The organism is Haloplanus natans DSM 17983 (assembly GCF_000427685.1).
In the GTDB taxonomy this organism is placed as follows: domain Archaea; phylum Halobacteriota; class Halobacteria; order Halobacteriales; family Haloferacaceae; genus Haloplanus; species Haloplanus natans.
In genome coordinates this window covers 643,423-660,425 of record NZ_KE386573.1, presented here as the reverse complement: position 1 = coordinate 660,425, position 17,003 = coordinate 643,423, and the positions used below count along the sequence as shown (strand labels likewise).

Below are 17,003 nucleotides of genomic sequence, written 5' to 3'. Positions count from 1 at the left end.
GGTTAGTCCCGGATCACGCCCGGATTGACGAGGCCGTCCGTCTCCCGTTTTTCGTAGGCGGCGACGGCGATCTCCGTCCCGAGGCGGCGGAGTTCCCGAGCGGTTCGCGTCGAGTACCACGCCGCGTGCGGCGTCACGACGACGTCGTCCCGGCCGAGAAGCGGGTCGTCGTCGCCCGGCGGTTCCGTCCGGAGGACGTCGAGGCCCGCTCCGCGGAGTCGCCCCTCGTCGAGTGCGTCTAGAAGGGCGTCTTCGTCCAGCACGCGGCCGCGAGCGGTGTTGACGACGATGGCGTCGTCGTCGAGTGCGTCGAGTGCGTCGGCGTCGATCATGTCCGCCGTCTCGTCGGTCAGCGGCGTGTGAATCGAGAGCACGTCGGCCTCCGCGAGCAACGTCTCGAAGTCCACGGGTCGTACTCCCTCGGCTTCGATGTCGTCGTCGGCCACGTACGGGTCGTACGCGCACACGTCGAATCCCAGCGCGCGCGCTTTCTCGCCGGTAGAGCGACCCTTGTTCCCGAACGCCAGCAGGCCGAACGTGAGGTCCGACACCGGTTGGAGGGGGGCGGCGTCTCCCCACGCCCATCGCCCGTCCGCCGTCGAGGCGTCGTACGTCGGAAGCCCACGGACGAACGTCAGCGCGAGCGACAGTGCGTGCATCCCCACCTCGTCGTTGCAGTAGGTCGGCACTCGGGTCACCCGGACGCCGCGTTCCGTCGCGGCGTCGATGTCGATGCCATCGGTGCCCGTCGCGTACCGCGAGACGACCGAACACCCCGTCGCGTCCATACTCTCGGCCGACACGTTCGTGTAGTGCGAGAGCAGGAAATCCGCCTCGCCGACCCGTTCCGGTATCTCGGCGTCGGTGCAGTCTATCGCCTCGACGACGACGCCGTCGCCGAGGAGTCGTTCGAAGTGGTCACGTTCCGCCTCGACGTCGCCGAACCAGTCCGGATCGAGCATGACGACACGTAGTCCCATATGCGGAGTGATCACTCCCTCCCAGAACATATATAACCTCCATATGTGGCACGACGACTCGCGTCGTCGACGGTCAGACCGCTTCGAGCAATCCTTCGAGTCGGTTCATCGCGGTCTCGATGGTCGCGGCGTCGGTCGCATACGAGAACCGAACGTGGCCCTCGCCGGCGTCACCGAACACCGATCCAGGGACGGCGGCGACACCCGCGTCGGCCATGAGTCGTTCGACGAACGCCCGACTGTCGTCGGCGATATCCGAGACGTCGGCGAACACGTAGAACGCGCCCTGTGGCGTCCCAGGGTCGATGCCGTCCATCTCCGCGAGTCGCCCGAGTATCAACTCCCGGCGGTCGGCGAACGCGCGGTGGATGTCGGTCACGATGTCCCGATTGTCGAGTGCGGCGGCCGCGGCAACCTGCGCGGGTTCGGCCACGGACGACACCGTGTGTTCCTGCAGGACGCGCATCGCGTCGACGACGTGGGCCGGCGCGCTCGCGTAGCCGATTCGCCACCCCGTCATCGCGTAGGACTTCGAGAAACTGTGAACCGTCACCGTGTGTGCGAACCGCTCCCCGTCGCTCGCAAGCGAGTGGTGGGTCGCACCGTCGTACACCAGGTCTTCGTACGTCTCGTCCGCGAGTATCCACAGGTCGTGTTCGGCCGCCACCTCGCCGAGGGCCCGCAGTCGGTCCGGTGGGACGACCGCCCCCGTCGGATTCCCCGGCGTGTTCAGGAGGATGGCCGTCGTGTCTTCGGTCACCGCCGCCGTGACGCTCTCGGGGGCCGGGACGAACGTCCCGTCCGTCGGCAGGGCGACCAACCGGGCGTCCGCGCTGGCGACGTGCCCGTGGTAGTTCGGCCAGTACGGTTCCGGGACGAGGACCTCCTCGCCGGGATCACAGAGGACGTGCACCGCGGCGAAGAGCGCGCCCATCGCGCCGGGCGTGACGATCACCTCCGATTCGGCTGCCGCGTCGATGTCGTTCGCGTCGGCGAGTTTCGTCGCGATCGACTCCCGGAGGTCGGCGCGGCCGACCGTCTCGGTGTAACTGCTTACGCCCGTCCCGACGGCCTCGGAGACGGCAGTCGCTACGGGGGCGGGCGTGGCGAAGTCGGGTTCGCCGATGCTCAGATCCGCGAGGTCGTCGTACGCCTGTGCCGCGTCGAACACCTCTCGAATTCCCGACCGCGGCATTCGCGTCACGAGTCCCGAGAGTTCGGGTCCCTTCGTCATGCCCGAGGATGCGTGGCTTGCATAATAAACGCCGGCCCCTCCGTATGGCGGGCGGCGAGTCGTACTGTTCATTGTAACTGTTTACCGGTGGGTCGCCGGAACGGGTCGGCGACCCACCAGTACTGACTTACGATGATCACTATCAGACCTCGCGGATCACGTCGCCGTCCGGTTCGATGCCGTCGACGTCCGCGTCCGTCAGTGGCACCTCGACTTCGATTTCGACGAGGTAATCCTCGTTGGCCAACTGCTCGTGTCCGAGAACCGTGTGGCAGGGGTAGGGTTCCTCGAACGTCTCCCAGTAGACCTCCTTGTAGCCGTCGTAGTAGTGTTCCTTCGGGTCGACAATGTGGGTGGTCACCTTGGCGATGTCGGCGTACGTCTTGCCGATGGTCCCCAGCAAGATGCCGACGTTCTCGTAGGCCTTCCGGGCCTGTGTCTCGATGTCGTCGCCGACGACGTTCGAGTGTTCGTCCATCGCCACCTGTCCGGCCATGTAGAACGTTCCGCCGTCGACTATCGCGTGGTTGTAGCCGATTCCGCGGGCGTCCTTGAGTCGAGGGGGGTTGATTGCGTACCGGGTCACAGCCAACAGTCCGCGAACCCCAAGAAAAAAGGCCACCCTCCGGATGGTGGGTCGTGGACGGGTCAGGTCGACGCGAGGGCCCGAACGGCCTCCGCGAGGACGCCGCTCGCCGTCGCGCAGTCGTCCCAGTCGGTCCACTCCCGCGGCGAGTGTGAGACCCCGTCGACCGAGGGTGCAAACAGGAGGCCGGCGTCGGTCACGTCCGCGAGATTCGCCGTGTCGTGCATCGCCGCCGAGTACAGGCGAATCGACTCGACGCCCCGCGCCGTCGCCGCGTCGTCCGCGGCCGTGAGACACCGCTCTGCCATCCGACTCGGCGGGCTGTCCCGGTACCGCGTGAGCGACGTTCCGACGCCCCGAGTTCGCTCGATGCGTGCGAGACTCGTCCGACAGCGCTCGACGAGTCGGTCCATTTTCCCCCGGTCGACGTCACGGATGTCGAGTTGGTACTGCACTCTCTCGGGAACGATGTTTCGCGCGTTCGGCGCTATCGATCCCTTGCCGGCGGTGCCGACGGCTGCCTCGCTCGTCGTCGCGAGTTCCTCCGCCGCGCGTTCGAGGTCGAGGACGAACTCCGAGGCGGCCGTCAGTGCGTCCGCGCGTTCGTACATCGGCGTCGATCCGGCGTGGTCCGCCTCGCCCCTCACCGTCACCTCGCAGTTCGTGATGCCGGTGATCGACTCGACGACGCCGACGCTCGCGCCGGCGGCCGTCAGTCGCGTCCCCTGTTCGATGTGCAGTTCCATCCACGCGTCCCACTCGCTGGCGTCAACCTCGTCGTCGCCGTCGAACCCGATCCCTTCGAGGCGTTCACGCAGGGTGACGCCGTCGTCGTCTTCGAGGGCGAGTGCGTCCGCCGTCCCGCGGTGGCCCGTCGCCACCGAGGACCCGAGGGTTCCGACGCCGAATCGGGCCCCCTCCTCTTCGGTGAAACAGACGACATCGACGGGGCGGGCGGGGGAGACGTCGCTCCCTTGCATCGCGCGGACGCCCTCCAGTGCGCCGTAGACCCCGAGTGGCCCGTCGAAGATGCCACCGCGCGGGACGGAGTCGAGGTGGCTCCCGAAGGCGACGGGGGCGGCCTCGGGGTCACACCCAGGCGGCGTCCACCGCCCGACGACGTTGCCGACGGCGTCCACACGAACGTCGAGGCCGGCGTCTTCGAGTCGCCCGAGCAAGTACTCGCGGGCGCGTCTGTCGGCGGCGCTCCCCGTGAGAACGGTTCGGCCCCGTCCGTCCTCGGCGTCCACCGCGCCGAACGTCGCGTTCGTCTCCACGTCGTCTCGGAGTCGCGCTGCGTCGATGTCCATGCGCCACACTGCGGGGCGTCGCTGATAAACCCGCACGCTCCGGACAGTGCTCTCGGCCCGGCTCCGTGGCGAGAAACCGCACCGTGAGTCGGATGATTTCGAGTTATCGCGCGACGAGCACGGCGTGGTCGTCCCGAGCTGTCGGTATCGCGTTCGACCCCCATGGCCGCGACTACGTCACCGCCAACGGCGGTGACTGGTTCCCAGGACGGGCACCGAACACCCCCGACGGCGGCGAGGGGTCGACCGACCGATCCCGAATCTCGGGGGTCGACCGCCGTTCTCAGAGCGGCGTCCCGCGGTCGACGCTCGCGCCGCGTGAGGGTGGCCGCCATATGGAGTAGATACATCTTAGTGGCTCTTCAAGAATCGGGATACATGAGTGCCGCTGACACACGACGATTCGAGTCGTCGCTCTCCGACCTGGGCGTGTCGCTGACGCGCACCGAGGCCGACGAGTTCGCCGCGACGATAGATTCACTCGTCACCGAACCGGCCGTCGGCGTCCCCTTCGAGGCGCACGACGGCCTCTCTCTCGCCGACACCGTCGTCGAGACGCCACCGACCCCTCGATTGCTGAAGGCGGCCGAGGTTGGCGTCACACCCGTCGGCAAGGCCGTCGCCGAGTACGGAACGCTCGTCGTGGATAGCGACCCGGTCGGGACCGAGCCAGTCAGCCTCTATCCACCGACACACGTCGCCGTCGTCCGCGAGAGCGACGTCCTCCCGGATGTCGAAGCGGCCACCGACTACCTCGACGGCCGCTTTGCCGCCGGCGGGTCGTCTGTCTTCGCCACGGGCGTGAGTTCGACCGGCGACATGGGCGCCCTCGTCGAGGGCGTCCACGGCCCGAAACACGTCGAAGTCGTCCTCATCACCGACCGATGAGCGCACAACGCAAGCGCCGACGCAAGGCGGAACGGATTCGGCACCTCCTCGAAACCGAGGGGGACGCCGTCCACGAGAACGTCACGCACCTGAACGAGGGGCGTTACGAGGCCATCGAGCGATTCGACGAGTTCGAGGACCTCCGGACGCAGGCCCGGCGGATCAAAGAAGACGCCATCGAGAACCTCCCGGACCTGATCGACACTCTCCGCGAGAGCGTCGAGTCCAACGGCGGCACCCTCTACGTCGCCGACGACGCCGACGACGCGAACCGCTACATCACGGATGTCGTCGGGTCGAAAGACGCCGAGACCCTCGTGAAGTCGAAATCGATGACGACGGAGGAGATCGAGGTCAACGAGGCACTCGAGGCGATGGGCGTCGACGTCTTCGAGACGGACCTCGGGGAGTTCGTCATCCAGGTCGCGGACGAGGCTCCGTCGCATCTCATCGGGCCGTCTCTGCACAAGTCCAGGGAGGCCGTCGCGGAACTGTTCAACCGTGTGTTCGACCCCGAGGAACCCTTCGAGACGGCCGAGGAACTCACCGAGTTCGCCCGGGACTACCTCGGAGAACGAATCCGGGACGCGGACGTCGGGATGACGGGGGCGAACTTCGTCCTCGCGGAGTCGGGGACCATCACGCTCGTGACGAACGAGGGCAACGCCCGGAAGTCGGCGGTAACGCCGGACACCCACGTCGCCGTCGCGGGCATCGAGAAGATCATCCCGAACGCCGAGACACTCCAGCCCTTCGTCGAACTCATCTCGAAGACGGCGACGGGACAGGACATCTCCCAGTACGTCTCGATGCTCACGCCACCAGTCGATTCGCCCACTATCGACTTCGAGAACCCCGACGAACCCCTCGGGAGCGGTGACGGCGAACGCGACTTTCACCTCGTCCTCATCGACAACGGGCGGACCGAGATGCGCGAGGACGACCACCTGCGCGAGACGCTGTACTGTATTCGGTGTGGAGCGTGTGCGAACTCCTGTGGCAACTTCCAGCACGTCGGCGGCCACGCTTTCGGCGGCGAGACGTACACTGGCGGCATCGCCACCGGGTGGGAGGCCGGAATCGAAGGGCTGGAGACCACAAGCGAGTTCAACGACCTCTGTACGGGGTGTTCGCGGTGCGTGAACGCCTGTCCGGTGAAGATAGACATCCCGTGGATAAACACCGTCGTTCGCGACAGGATCAACGGCGAGACGCCCCCCTCGGAGTTCGAGTTCCTCGTCGAGGGTCTCACGCCGGACGCCGAAGGGACGGTCAGTCCGCAGAAGCGGTTCTTCGGGAACTTCGGAACGCTCGCAAAACTCGGCAGTGCGACCGCACCGGTGTCGAACTGGGTGGCGCAACTCGGCCCCGTCCGAACCCTGATGGACCGCTATCTCGGCGTCGCCCCCGACCGGGACCTGCCGCAGTTCGAACGCGAGACGCTCGTCGACTGGTTCGAATCCCGCCGCCCGCGTGCGCCGAACGCCACCGCCGACCGAGCGGTCGTTCTCTACCCGGACGCCTACACGAACTACGTCCTCACCGACCGGGGCAAGGCAGCGGTCCGGACGCTGGAGGCTCTCGGCGTTCACGTCGAACTCGGCTCGCCCATCGAGAGTGGACGGGCCCCCCTCTCACAGGGGATGGTACGGACGGCCACCGACCACGCCGAGGCGGTGGCGGCCGACCTCGACCCCTATCTCGACGCCGGGTTCGACGTCGTCGTCGTCGAACCGTCCGACCTCGCCATGATGCGCCGCGAGTACGAGAAACTCCTCGACGCCGACTCCCACGCGCGACTCTCGGAGAACAGCTACGAGATCATGGAGTACGTCTACGGCCTGCTGTCGAACGGCGCGGACGCGGACGCCCTCGCGGGCGCCACCGTCCCCGTCGCCTACCACAGCCACTGCCAGCAGCGAACGCTGGGCGTCGACGCCTACACCGAGGCCGTCCTCGAAGACCTCGGCTTCGACATCGTCACCTCCGACGTCGAGTGCTGTGGCATGGCCGGCAGTTTCGGCTACAAATCCGAGTACTACGAACTCTCGCTGGACGTCGGCGAGGACCTCCACGACCAGTTCGCCGACGAGTCCGACCGGACGCTCGTCGCGAGCGGCACCTCCTGTACGGAGCAGATGGCCGACCTCTTCGTTCGCGACGTTACCCATCCGGTCGAACTCGTCGCCCCGGACGGGCGCTGACGGCTCGCGCTCCCCGCCCTGGACCAACCATTATGACCGTGGCTGAAACAGGTTCACTGTGACCTCCGTTCTCGTCATCGGTGACGCCATCGTCGACGTCGTCTTCGCCGGGCTCGACCGGTATCCGGACCGGGGTGAAGAAGTCGTCGCCCCCGGCTACGACCTTCGGGCGGGTGGCTCCGCCGGCTACTCGTCGCTCGGCCTCGCCGCACTCGGGACGCCCACCGACATCGTCGCGAACGTCGGTGACGACGTCCTCTCGACCCACTGGCTCTCGTTTCTCGACGAGTGGGGCGTCGACACGAGTGGCGTCTTCCAGCAGTCGGACACACGGATTAGCGTTGCGGCGGGATTCCTGTTCGAGACCGATCGCTCGTTCGTCACGCACCGCGGTGCCAGCGAGTCCGGGACCCTTCCGCCCGTGACCGCCGCCGACGAGCACGACGCGCTTTTCGTCACCGGCTTCTCGCAAGCCCCGTATCTCTGGAGCGAAGACATCGTCGCCGTCGCCCGCGAGTTCGCGGCCGACGACCGCCCCGTGTTTCTCGACACGAACTGGTCGCCCGGCGGGTGGCACGAGACGTTCTTCGAGATGCTCTCGTTCGTCGATACGCTCCTCGTGAACGACGAGGAAGCCCGGCGCCTCGCCGGCTGCGACGACCTCGCGACTGCCGGATCGACCCTCGTCGCCGACGGCGCGTCGGCGTGCGCCATCAAGGCCGGCGAACGCGGGTGTCTCCTCGTCGAAGACGACGCCGAGTGGGTCGGGACCGACCCGGTCACCGCCGTCGACGACTGCGGCGCGGGCGACTTCTTCAACGCCGGGTTCGTCCGCGCGATGCTCGACGGCGGCGACCGGCGGGCGGCCGCCGACTCTGGCAATCGCTGTGCTCGGGCGGCGATCACGCGCTTCGACCTCCGGGAGAAACTCGACGCCCTGGCAGGCGTGTCGGGGTAGACGCCCCGGACGAGAGCGGGGACGCCTCCCCGACACGACACCGGGAGCGACTCGACTCGACTCGACTCGGGGTCGCGCTCGGACTGACGGCTGTACGTCCGTGGAACGATCCGGTTCCTCGGGGTGTGGATCGTTCCGTACAGTCACGGCCGAGGGTATCAGGAGTGCAGGAAGCGTTCGAGGCCGACGAGGCGGTCCGCGACGACGATGGCGACGATAGCGATGACGACGTAGATGCTCGCGACGGCCGCGATCTGCGGGCTGATGTTGCCACGGATCGCGCCGTAAATCGCGACGGGAAGCGTCTCCGTCGCCGTCGTCGTGATGATGAGGCTGACGACGAACTCGTTCAACGCGAGTATAAACATGAGTAGCGACCCGGAGATGATGCCCGGCATCAGCGCCGGCAGCGTCACGTACCTGAACGTCTGAATCTCCTCGGCACCGAGGCTCTGTGCGGCGTGTTCGAGCGTCGGGTCGAAGGCGTTGACGCTCGATGCGACGCTCCATATCATGAACGGGATGTTGATGATGGTCAGCGCCAACCCGACTGCCCACAGGTCACCGATCCAGCCGAGGCGGCCGAAGAGCAACAGCAGTATGAACCCCGACACCACGAGGGGGACGGTGAACGGCAACAGCAGATAAATCTGGATGCCGTGTTCGAACCGGATGTCGTATCGGTTCAGGCCGAGGGCCGTCATCACGCCGATGGGAATCGAGATGGCGGTACAGAATGTCGCGGCGATGACGCTGTGGAGGAACGGCTGGATGTAATCCTGTTCTTCGAGGAGCGACGCGTACCACTTGAGACTCAGGTCGGTGGGCGGGAACGAGATGATCTGGTCCGATCCGAAGGAGGCGATGAGGATGATGACCGACGGCAACACGAGGAAGACGAATTCGAAGAGGGCGAACGCGGTCAGATACGGGTGGTCGCCGCCGATGCGCCGGAGGAGACCGCTCATTCGTCATCCACCTCCACGCCGAGTGTCCCAGTTCCGTACAGCTTGAACACGCCGAAGACGAACACCGACGCGACGACGACGAGGACGAGACAGAGGACCGCCGCGAAGGGGTAGTTCAACGTGCCGAATATCTTGTTGTAGATGAAGTTCGCCACGAAACTGTTCGTCCCACCGAGCAGGTCGGGGATGGAGTAGTTCGCCATCGACAGGGTGAACGCGACGATGGTCGCCGCGGTGATGCCGGGACGCGCAAGCGGCAACACGACGTGGCGGAACGTCTCCAACTGGTTCGCCCCGCAGTTTTTCGCCGCCCGCTCTAGGTCCGGGTCGATGCTCGCGATCGCCGGCGTCAGCATCAGCACCGTGAACGGAAGCAGATACTGCAGGAGACCGAGGACGATGGCGATGGGCGTTCCGATGATTCCCACAGTGCCGATACCCACCGTTTTCAGCAGCCAGTTCACGAGTCCGGTCTTCCCGAGGATGATGAGCCAGCCGTAGGCTCGGATGATGACGCCCGTGAAGAACGGAACGAACAGGCCGAAAAGCAGGAAGTACCGGAAGAGCGGGCGCTCCGTCCGCACCACGAGGTACGCGTAGGGGATGCCGAGACCGACGCTCCCGATAGTGACGACCGCCGAGTAGAGCAGCGTCCTGACGAACACCGTGTGGAACGCTGTCGTCTCGACGAGACGGAGCCAGTTGTTCAGGGTGTACTCGTAGACGACGATCTCGATCGAGTCGTACGTCAGGAAGCTATATTCCAGGAGTAACGCCATCCCGACGGCCAGGAAGCTGACGAGCAGGATGCCCGACGAGATGAGTACGTAGCCGAACCGGTCGGACACGCTCGTCGAGTCGAACGGGAGGCGCTCTTTGAGGTCTATCAGCGCGTCTATCACCCGCCACTTCAGACGCGTACTGCTTTTGTGGAACTCGTCTCGAATACTCATCGCCGAGTCCCGTTCCCGTCACGATACGCTGGCGAGAACTCGCTTGCCGGTCGATTCGTACCCCTCATTCTGGTTAGCGTATATCTACCCCGCTGATACATAGATGTCCACCATGCGGAGGTGGTTTTAAATTATATAAAACGTGACCACGCGTCGCCGGGGTGGAGATCGCGAAGGAGCCGGCGAACACACTACCGAGGCCGGCGTGGCGATCGTGTCACACGAGTATGAAGACGACTCGTAGCAATTACCGCACGCGATCAGGTGTGCGAACGATTCCAAACGCTACTATAGTGAGGCCTCCAGCAGAGCCAGTCAACTATATGAATCCTAATTGGCATAGGGTGATCCGTGCAGGTCGAGTTCGAATGTATCGTCTGTGGTGAGACCGCAAGCGCAACCGTCCCCGAGGGTGTACAGTCCGACAACGGCCCACTGAAGACGGTACGCGACTGCCCGAACTGTAGTATAGAAACGATCTGGATGGAATCCCGATAGTGGTTGTTGTAAACACTACGAAACATCGGGATTTCGGTTCAAGTCCGGACCTGACGGAGGCCGCTCAATACTGAAACCTGCGCCGGAGCCGGCCGACGACAATCAACGCTCGGGATCGTGGAACGGCACGGGACTTCTCGGGATGGGGCGGGGCACGGCTCCAGTCCGCCACAACGACACCCCGTCCGAAGGGGCCCTTCCAGCGGCGATGCGGCGAGAACTACTCGTAGTAACTCATACTGTCGTGCACGCAGGGGGAGGAATCTCACCGTACATCGATGCCGATCGGGAGGCCACTGCAAACTACGCCGCGGATCGTCGAGAGTCCGACTCCACGTAGGTTCTCGTCACCGACAAAACATTCCAATCGGCGATCGAATGGGTCTGCATGCTAGGAGACTCCCCCACCGACCGCAGCGTGAAGACGTGTACCGTCACGAGCGGTGATCTTCCAATCAGTAGGGCTGCTATCAAGGATTTCGATCTCGAATCGTGGCGCTGTTCTCGCCCGGTATGGGAGTCGGAGACAGCGGAGTTTGAGCGGTGCGTCTGGCATGCCGATACCACGGACAAACCGAAAACGGAGCTCGTGAAAACGATTGAAAACGGCGATCTACACGGTGCGGTGGCGCGCAGGAGCGATCTAACGTCGATTTCGTTTCCCGAGGACGTGGGGCTCGTTGCCGCTGATCTCTCCGGTGTGAATCTCGAAGACGCCAACCTTCCCAGGGCTGACCTCGACGACGCCGACCTCTCTGGCGGAAACATCACCGATGCCGATCTCTCCGGGGCCGATCTCGAAAACACCGATCTTTCCGGGGCGACGCTTGAAGACGCCGATCTCTCCGGTGCAAACCTCACTGCTGCGGACCTACGCCGCGCGTATCTACATAACACTGCCCTTGCCGACGCCACACTTGCCCGGAACACGCGGATCGACGCCCCGAGCGAGCAACTTCTGCGGGACCTTACCGATACTGACGTATCCGAGCAGCAGCAGTACGACCGTATTGCCCGTGTGAACCACGAGCTTCGGGTCGCCTACAGTGCGAACGGGCTCACGGGCCGGGCTCGAACCGCTCGGGTTCGGGAACGCAAAGCTCGGCGCCGGGAGGCAAGAGCAGAAGGTGGGCGCGGGTGGCTCGCATATCTCTGGTCGTGCGGGTCACAATTGTTCACCGGGTACGGGATACAGTTGCGATGGATCGCCACGATGATGGTCGTGCTGTGGCTCCTGTCCGCCGCGGTCTACTGGGACTCCGGGATGGCTCCAAGACGGAGCCTGTATTACAGTATCGTGACATTCACCACGTCACCGCCGGATACGCCGCCGTCGGGATTCGCGACGGCCGTTGCGGGCTTCGAGACGTTCGCTGGCACCGCAGCCATCGTGTTTCTCGGCTACGTTCTTGGGACCCGCGAGCAGGTGTGACTGCGACGGCGCCGGTACGCCGCTACGATTCCCATCCGGCCTCGGCGGCGTTGCCGCCGTCGACGGGTTTGACGAGCAGGGCGAAGAGCGCGAAATGGAGGCTCACGACGAACGCGAGTTCGGTCGTTCGGTTCACGGGAAGGGATCGAAGCGACGATCCAAAAAGCCGACGCGCAAATATAGGTGCCCGGGCCACGGAGAGGAAGTATGGAGTTCGACGCGCCACCCGAACACGCGCTGATCCGGTCGACGGCCGCGGACATCGCGTCCGAGTACGGCCCGGAGTACTGGCGCGAGAAAGAGGAGCGAGGCGAGTTCGCCACCGACTTCTGGGACGAACTCGGCGAGGCGGGCTTTCACGGCCTCCTCGTTCCCGAGGAGTACGAGGGCGCCGGCATGGGTCTCCAGGAGATGGGACTCGCGATGGAGACGCTGTGTGCCGGAGGCTGTGGGATGGCGGGCACGTGGTATCTCGTCGTCACCGCGGGCATGGCCGCCGTTGCCCTCCGGGAGTCCGGAACGGAGGGCCAGAAGGAGGAGTATCTGCCCGGCGTGGCGACCGGCGACCGGATGTTCTCCTTTGCCATCACCGAACCCGACGCGGGGACGAACACGCTGAACGTCGGCACCCGTGCCGAACGCGACGGCGACGAGTACGTCCTGAACGGGAAGAAGGCGTGGATCACCTTCGCCGACCGCGCAGACGACCTGATCCTCGTCACGCGCACGACGCCCAGAGACGAAGTCGAGACACCGACGGAGGGACTGAGCCTCTTTCTCGTCGACATGGACGACCCAGGCATCGAGGTGTCGCCCATCGAGAAACACGCCCTAAACTACTCGAAATCCTGTGAGGTGTTTATCGAGGACGTGCGTGTCCCCGAATCGGCCCTCCTCGGCGGGGAAGACGAAGGGTGGTGGCACCTGGTCGAGACGCTGAACCCCGAGCGGATCGGCTTCGCGGCGGGCGCGGCGGGCGTCGCCGAACTCGCGGTGTCGAAGGCGGTCGACTACGCCAACGACCGCGAGGTGTTCGGCGCGCCCATCGGCACCCACCAGGGCGTCTCCTTCCCCATCACGCAGGCGTACACGAACGTCGAGACGGCGCGGCTGATGCGTCAGAAGGCGGCGTGGCTGTTCGATCAGGGAGAGGAGTGTGGCTACGAGTCGAACGTCGCCAAGGCCGCGGCGGTCGAGGCGGGCATCGAAGCCGTCTATCACGCCATGCAGGCGTTCGGCGGGTGGGGGTACGCCACGGAGTACGACGTGGAGCGGTGGTGGCGCGAGATCAACCTCACCCGCCTCGCGCCCGTCACCCAGCAGATGGCGTACAACCACATCAGCCAGGAGATGGGGTTCCCGAGGTCGTACTGATGGACGTTCGCGTCGCCGACTCCACGGTCGAGGAAGCCGAGGCCATCGCCCGTGCCCTCGCAACCCGGTTCGGGGAGCGCGTTCGGGTGTTCGCCGACGATGGTGACGACCCACTGGCCGAGGGCGACCCGCCCGAGGGCGGCGTGAGCGCACGGTCGAGCGAGGACGCCGGCCCCACAGACCGCGAGGAGCGTCTGTGGGACGAAATCGAGGATATCCTGCAGGGCGGCCCCGAAAAGTACCGCGAGCGACAGCGCGAGACGGGCAAACTGTTCGTCCGCGACCGCCTCGATCTGTGGTTCGAGGGGTTGACCTTCGAGGACGGCCGGTTCGCCAACTTCGACGCGTGGCATCCGAACTCGTCCACGGTGGACGAGAGCGAGGACGGTGATTCCGACCGCCTCCCCGCCGACGGCCTCGTCACCGGCGCCGCCACCTTCGAGGGGCGGGCGGTCCACGTCATGGCGAACGACTACACGGTCAAGGCGGGGTCGATGGCTCGCCGGGGTGTCGAGAAACTGCTTCGGATGCAGGAACGGGCGCTGCAAAACGGCAAGCCCGCGCTCTACCTGATGGACTCCTCGGGCGGCCGGATCGACCAGCAGACCGGCTTCTTTGCCAACCGCGAGGGCATCGGGAAGGTGTACTACAACCACTCGATGCTCTCCGGGCGGGTGCCACAGATCTGTGTCCTCTACGGCCCCTGTATCGCCGGCGCGGCCTACACCCCCATCTTCGCCGACTTCACGATCATGGTCGAGGGATCGGCAATGGCCATCGCCTCGCCGCGGATGGTCGAGATGGTGACCGGTGAGGAGGTCAGTCTGGACGAACTCGGTGGCCCCGCCGTCCACGCCGCCGAGTCGGGAAGCGCCGATCTCGTCGCCCGGGACGAGGAACACGCCCGCGAACTGACCGCCCGCCTGCTCTCCTATCTCCCCGACAACGCCGACGCGGACCCACCACGGACCGAGGGTATCGCGCCCGCAAAGTCGCCCGACGGTATCGATTCGGTCGTCCCCGAGGCGCCCCGAAAGGGCTACGACGTGCGCGACCTGATCGATCGGGTCGCCGACGCCGACTCCGTGCTCGAACTGAAACCGGCGTACGGCGCCGAGATAGTCACGGCGTTCGCCCGCCTCGACGGCCGGCCGGTGGGTATCGTCGCCAACCAGCCGGACACGCGGGCGGGCGCCATCTTCCCGGACTCCGCCGAGAAGGCCGCCGAGTTCGTCTGGACCTGCGACGCCTACGGGATTCCCCTGCTCTATCTCTGTGATACGCCGGGGTTCATGGCCGGATCGGGGGTCGAGAAGGAGGGGATTCTGGAGAAAGGGAAGAAGATGATCTACGCGGCGGCGTCGGCGACGGTGCCCAAACAGTGTGTCGTCGTGCGGAAGGCGTACGGCGCGGGAATCTACGCCATGTCGGGACCGGCGTACGCTCCCGAGTCGACGCTCGCACTGCCGGGCGGCGAAATAGCGATCATGGGGCCGGAAGCGGCGATCAACGCCGTCTACGCCCGCAAACTCGCCGCCATCGACGACCCCGAGGAGCGGACCCGGGAGGAAGAACGGCTCCGCGAGGAGTACCGCCGCGACATCGACGTGCATCGCATGGCGAGCGAGGTGGTGATCGACGAACTCGTCCCGCCGAGCACGCTCCGGGACGAACTCGTCTCGCGGTTCGAGTTCTACGAGTCCATCGAGAAGGAGCTACCCGAAAAGAAACACGGGACGATCCTGTGACATCCCCCCGCGCTAAAGCACGGGGCTTTCCCCTTGCACTTCGGTACTCCTCATAAGTCGCCGGAGACCGCAGGCTCTTCGGGGCCGCCCTCAAACGGGTGACGAGTCGATGGTAAACGGTGATTTGTCGGTCGGACGCCGAACCCCCGAGCACGCCCTGTGGGTCCTCGTCGCCTCCGGTACGCTGACCGTGATGGCCGGGGCAGTCCTCGGTCCCGTCGTCAATCGGATCGGGACGAGCCTGGGCGTCTCCCAGTCGCTCGCCGGCCTCGTCATCACGACCCACGGACTCTTCATCGTGCTCACGAGCCCGATTGCGGGGACGGCGATCGACCGCTACGGTCCTCGCCGGCCGTACGTCCTCGGCCTCGTACTCTACGGTATCGCCGGGGGCGCCGGTCTCGTCGTCGAGACGTTTCCCGCCCTCCTCGTCACGCGGGCCGTCCTCGGCGTCGCCGTCGCGTTCGTCTACACCTCGATCACCGTCCTGATCTACTCGCTCTACGAGGGGACCCACAAGGACCGGGCGATGGGGCTCCGGGGGAGCGCCAACAGCCTCGGCGCGGCGGTGTGGCCGCTCGTCGGGGGCGTCCTCGGCACCCTCTCGTGGCAGGGACCGTTCGGCGTCTACCTCCTCGCACTCCCGCTCGGTCTCGTTGCCCTCTTGACGGTGCCGGAGCCGGCCCGCGGGAGCACCCGCGACGCCGACGAGAGTGGTCTCGCCGCCCTCCACCGCGTGGTCGGCGGGACGCCGGTGCTCCTCCTCGTCTACGCCCTCTTTTCCGGGACGAACCTCCTGCTCTACGGCGTCGTCGTCTACTACCCGGGCGTTCTCTCCACCGTCGGCGTCGACTCGTCGCTCACGATCAGCCTCTATCTCTCCGCCATGGGCACCGCCGGCGGTGTGAGCGCCTACTACTACGACCGGATCACGCGCCGTCTATCGTATCGACAACTGACACTCGCCGCGTTCGGCCTCTGGACGGTCGGATTCGCCGTCGCGACGGCCGCGTCGTCGCGGGTCGTCGCGCTCGTTCCCGTCGTCTGTTTCGGCCTCGGACAGGGACTCGTCTTCCCTACGGTGTTGCTGTGGGTCGAGGACCTCGTTCCGGCCGACCGACAGGGACAGTTCAGTTCCTACGTCGCCACGTTCGGATACGTCGGGCAGTTCCTCGCGCCCGTGGTCTTCGGACCGGTCGCGGGGGCGTGGGGCGTCCGGGCCGTTTTCGGCGTCGCGGCGGCCGGTGCCGGTCTCGGAGTCATCGGGTTGGGCGCGCGGCTACTGCGCTGACGGCCCAATCCCTTTGTCGACTGCCCGCGACGTAGCCCCATGACCGGCCGCTACTACGGGGAGTTCGAGGTGGGAGAGACCATCGACCACGACAAGCGGCGGACGATCACCGAGAGCGACAACCAGCGCTTCTGTGACATGACCATGAACCAGCAACCGCTCCACCTCGACGCCGAGTTCGCGGCCGAGACGGAGTTCGGGGAGCGCATCGTCAACGGTCTCTACACCATGAGCCTCGCCGTTGGCCTCTCGGTTCCCGACACCACCGACGGCACCATCGTCGCCAACCTCGCGTACGACGATGTGGAACATCCCGCGCCCGTCCGTCTCGGCGACACCCTCCGCGCGAGAACCACAGTGACGGACAAACGCGAGACGAGCGACGGCGACCGGGGCGTCGTCACCATGCAGGTCGAGGCGTTCGTCGACGACGAACTCGTCTGTTCGTTCGACCGGACCGTGCTCTCGCTGAAACGGTGATCTCCAGTCGAAATGGTAGGGTGAACTACATTGTTAAACGATGACATAGTGTGGCGACCCCGGATCACCGACCGTCCCGTACGCCACATAGCAGGCTCT

General features: G+C 65.8%; 15 protein-coding genes. 9 read left to right on the top strand and 6 right to left on the bottom strand.

The genetic code is table 11. From position 1 onward, the window contains the following. Positions 1-2: 2 nt before the first annotated feature. From HALNA_RS05775 to HALNA_RS05760, 4 genes are all read right to left on the bottom strand, one after another. Entirely contained in the window at positions 3-980 is a 978-nt protein-coding gene (locus HALNA_RS05775) for a C-terminal binding protein (protein WP_245576002.1), read from the bottom strand. A gap of 73 nt (positions 981-1,053) precedes the next feature. After that, entirely contained in the window at positions 1,054-2,214 is a 1,161-nt protein-coding gene (locus HALNA_RS05770; RefSeq protein WP_049935459.1) for a pyridoxal phosphate-dependent aminotransferase, read from the bottom strand. Positions 2,215-2,356: 142 nt separating this feature from the next. Beyond that, positions 2,357-2,800 carry a RidA family protein gene (locus tag HALNA_RS05765; protein WP_049935458.1) on the bottom strand — a complete coding sequence of 148 codons (444 nt, stop codon included), beginning with the start codon at positions 2,798-2,800 and terminating at the stop codon, positions 2,357-2,359. Positions 2,801-2,862: 62 nt separating this feature from the next. Next, a complete protein-coding gene (locus HALNA_RS05760) occupies positions 2,863-4,110 on the bottom strand; it encodes a M20 family metallo-hydrolase (RefSeq protein ID WP_049935457.1) in 1,248 nt (415 codons plus the stop codon). A 92-nt stretch (positions 4,111-4,202) separates the two neighbouring features. Between HALNA_RS05760 and HALNA_RS05755 the strand changes: the two genes are divergently transcribed. From HALNA_RS05755 to HALNA_RS05740, 4 genes are read left to right on the top strand one after another with little or no spacing between them, the layout of a single operon-like run. Continuing rightward, entirely contained in the window at positions 4,203-4,454 is a 252-nt protein-coding gene (locus HALNA_RS05755; RefSeq protein WP_049935455.1) for a hypothetical protein, read from the top strand. Between the two features lie 34 nt (positions 4,455-4,488). Continuing rightward, positions 4,489-4,998 (top strand): LUD domain-containing protein, encoded by a 510-nt coding sequence (locus tag HALNA_RS05750; RefSeq protein ID WP_049935453.1) that lies wholly within the window; start codon positions 4,489-4,491, stop codon positions 4,996-4,998. Next, a complete protein-coding gene (locus tag HALNA_RS05745) occupies positions 4,995-7,202 on the top strand; it encodes an LUD domain-containing protein (protein ID WP_049935452.1) in 2,208 nt (735 codons plus the stop codon). The genes HALNA_RS05750 and HALNA_RS05745 overlap by 4 nt, the downstream gene beginning before the upstream one ends. 58 nt (positions 7,203-7,260) lie before the next feature. Next, positions 7,261-8,160: a carbohydrate kinase family protein gene (locus tag HALNA_RS05740; protein ID WP_049935450.1), complete on the top strand. Its 900-nt coding sequence runs from the start codon at positions 7,261-7,263 to the stop codon at positions 8,158-8,160. Between the two features lie 158 nt (positions 8,161-8,318). Here HALNA_RS05740 and HALNA_RS05735 read toward each other — a convergent pair whose 3' ends face one another. Both HALNA_RS05735 and HALNA_RS05730 read right to left on the bottom strand, forming a co-directional pair. Then, positions 8,319-9,128 (bottom strand): ABC transporter permease, encoded by an 810-nt coding sequence (locus tag HALNA_RS05735; protein ID WP_084509914.1) that lies wholly within the window; start codon positions 9,126-9,128, stop codon positions 8,319-8,321. Continuing rightward, positions 9,125-10,081 (bottom strand): ABC transporter permease, encoded by a 957-nt coding sequence (locus HALNA_RS05730; RefSeq protein ID WP_245576001.1) that lies wholly within the window; start codon positions 10,079-10,081, stop codon positions 9,125-9,127. The genes HALNA_RS05735 and HALNA_RS05730 overlap by 4 nt, the downstream gene beginning before the upstream one ends. 886 nt (positions 10,082-10,967) lie before the next feature. On the opposite strand from HALNA_RS05730, the gene HALNA_RS05725 reads away from it, so the two are divergent. From HALNA_RS05725 to HALNA_RS05705, 5 genes are all read left to right on the top strand, one after another. Beyond that, on the top strand, positions 10,968-12,011 hold the full coding sequence (locus HALNA_RS05725) for a pentapeptide repeat-containing protein (protein ID WP_049935449.1): 1,044 nt from the start codon (positions 10,968-10,970) through the stop codon (positions 12,009-12,011). Positions 12,012-12,218: 207 nt separating this feature from the next. Next, entirely contained in the window at positions 12,219-13,385 is a 1,167-nt protein-coding gene (locus HALNA_RS05720) for an acyl-CoA dehydrogenase family protein (protein ID WP_049935448.1), read from the top strand. Then, positions 13,385-15,133: an acyl-CoA carboxylase subunit beta gene (locus HALNA_RS05715; RefSeq protein ID WP_049935446.1), complete on the top strand. Its 1,749-nt coding sequence runs from the start codon at positions 13,385-13,387 to the stop codon at positions 15,131-15,133. Before HALNA_RS05720 ends, HALNA_RS05715 begins: the two co-directional genes overlap by 1 nt. 109 nt (positions 15,134-15,242) lie before the next feature. Next, complete coding sequence (locus tag HALNA_RS05710) at positions 15,243-16,424, top strand: MFS transporter (RefSeq protein ID WP_049935445.1); 1,182 nt, start codon at positions 15,243-15,245, stop codon at positions 16,422-16,424. 39 nt (positions 16,425-16,463) lie between these two features. Continuing rightward, positions 16,464-16,904, top strand: a complete 441-nt coding sequence (locus tag HALNA_RS05705; protein WP_049935444.1) for a MaoC family dehydratase — start codon at positions 16,464-16,466, stop codon at positions 16,902-16,904. Positions 16,905-17,003: the final 99 nt, after the last annotated feature.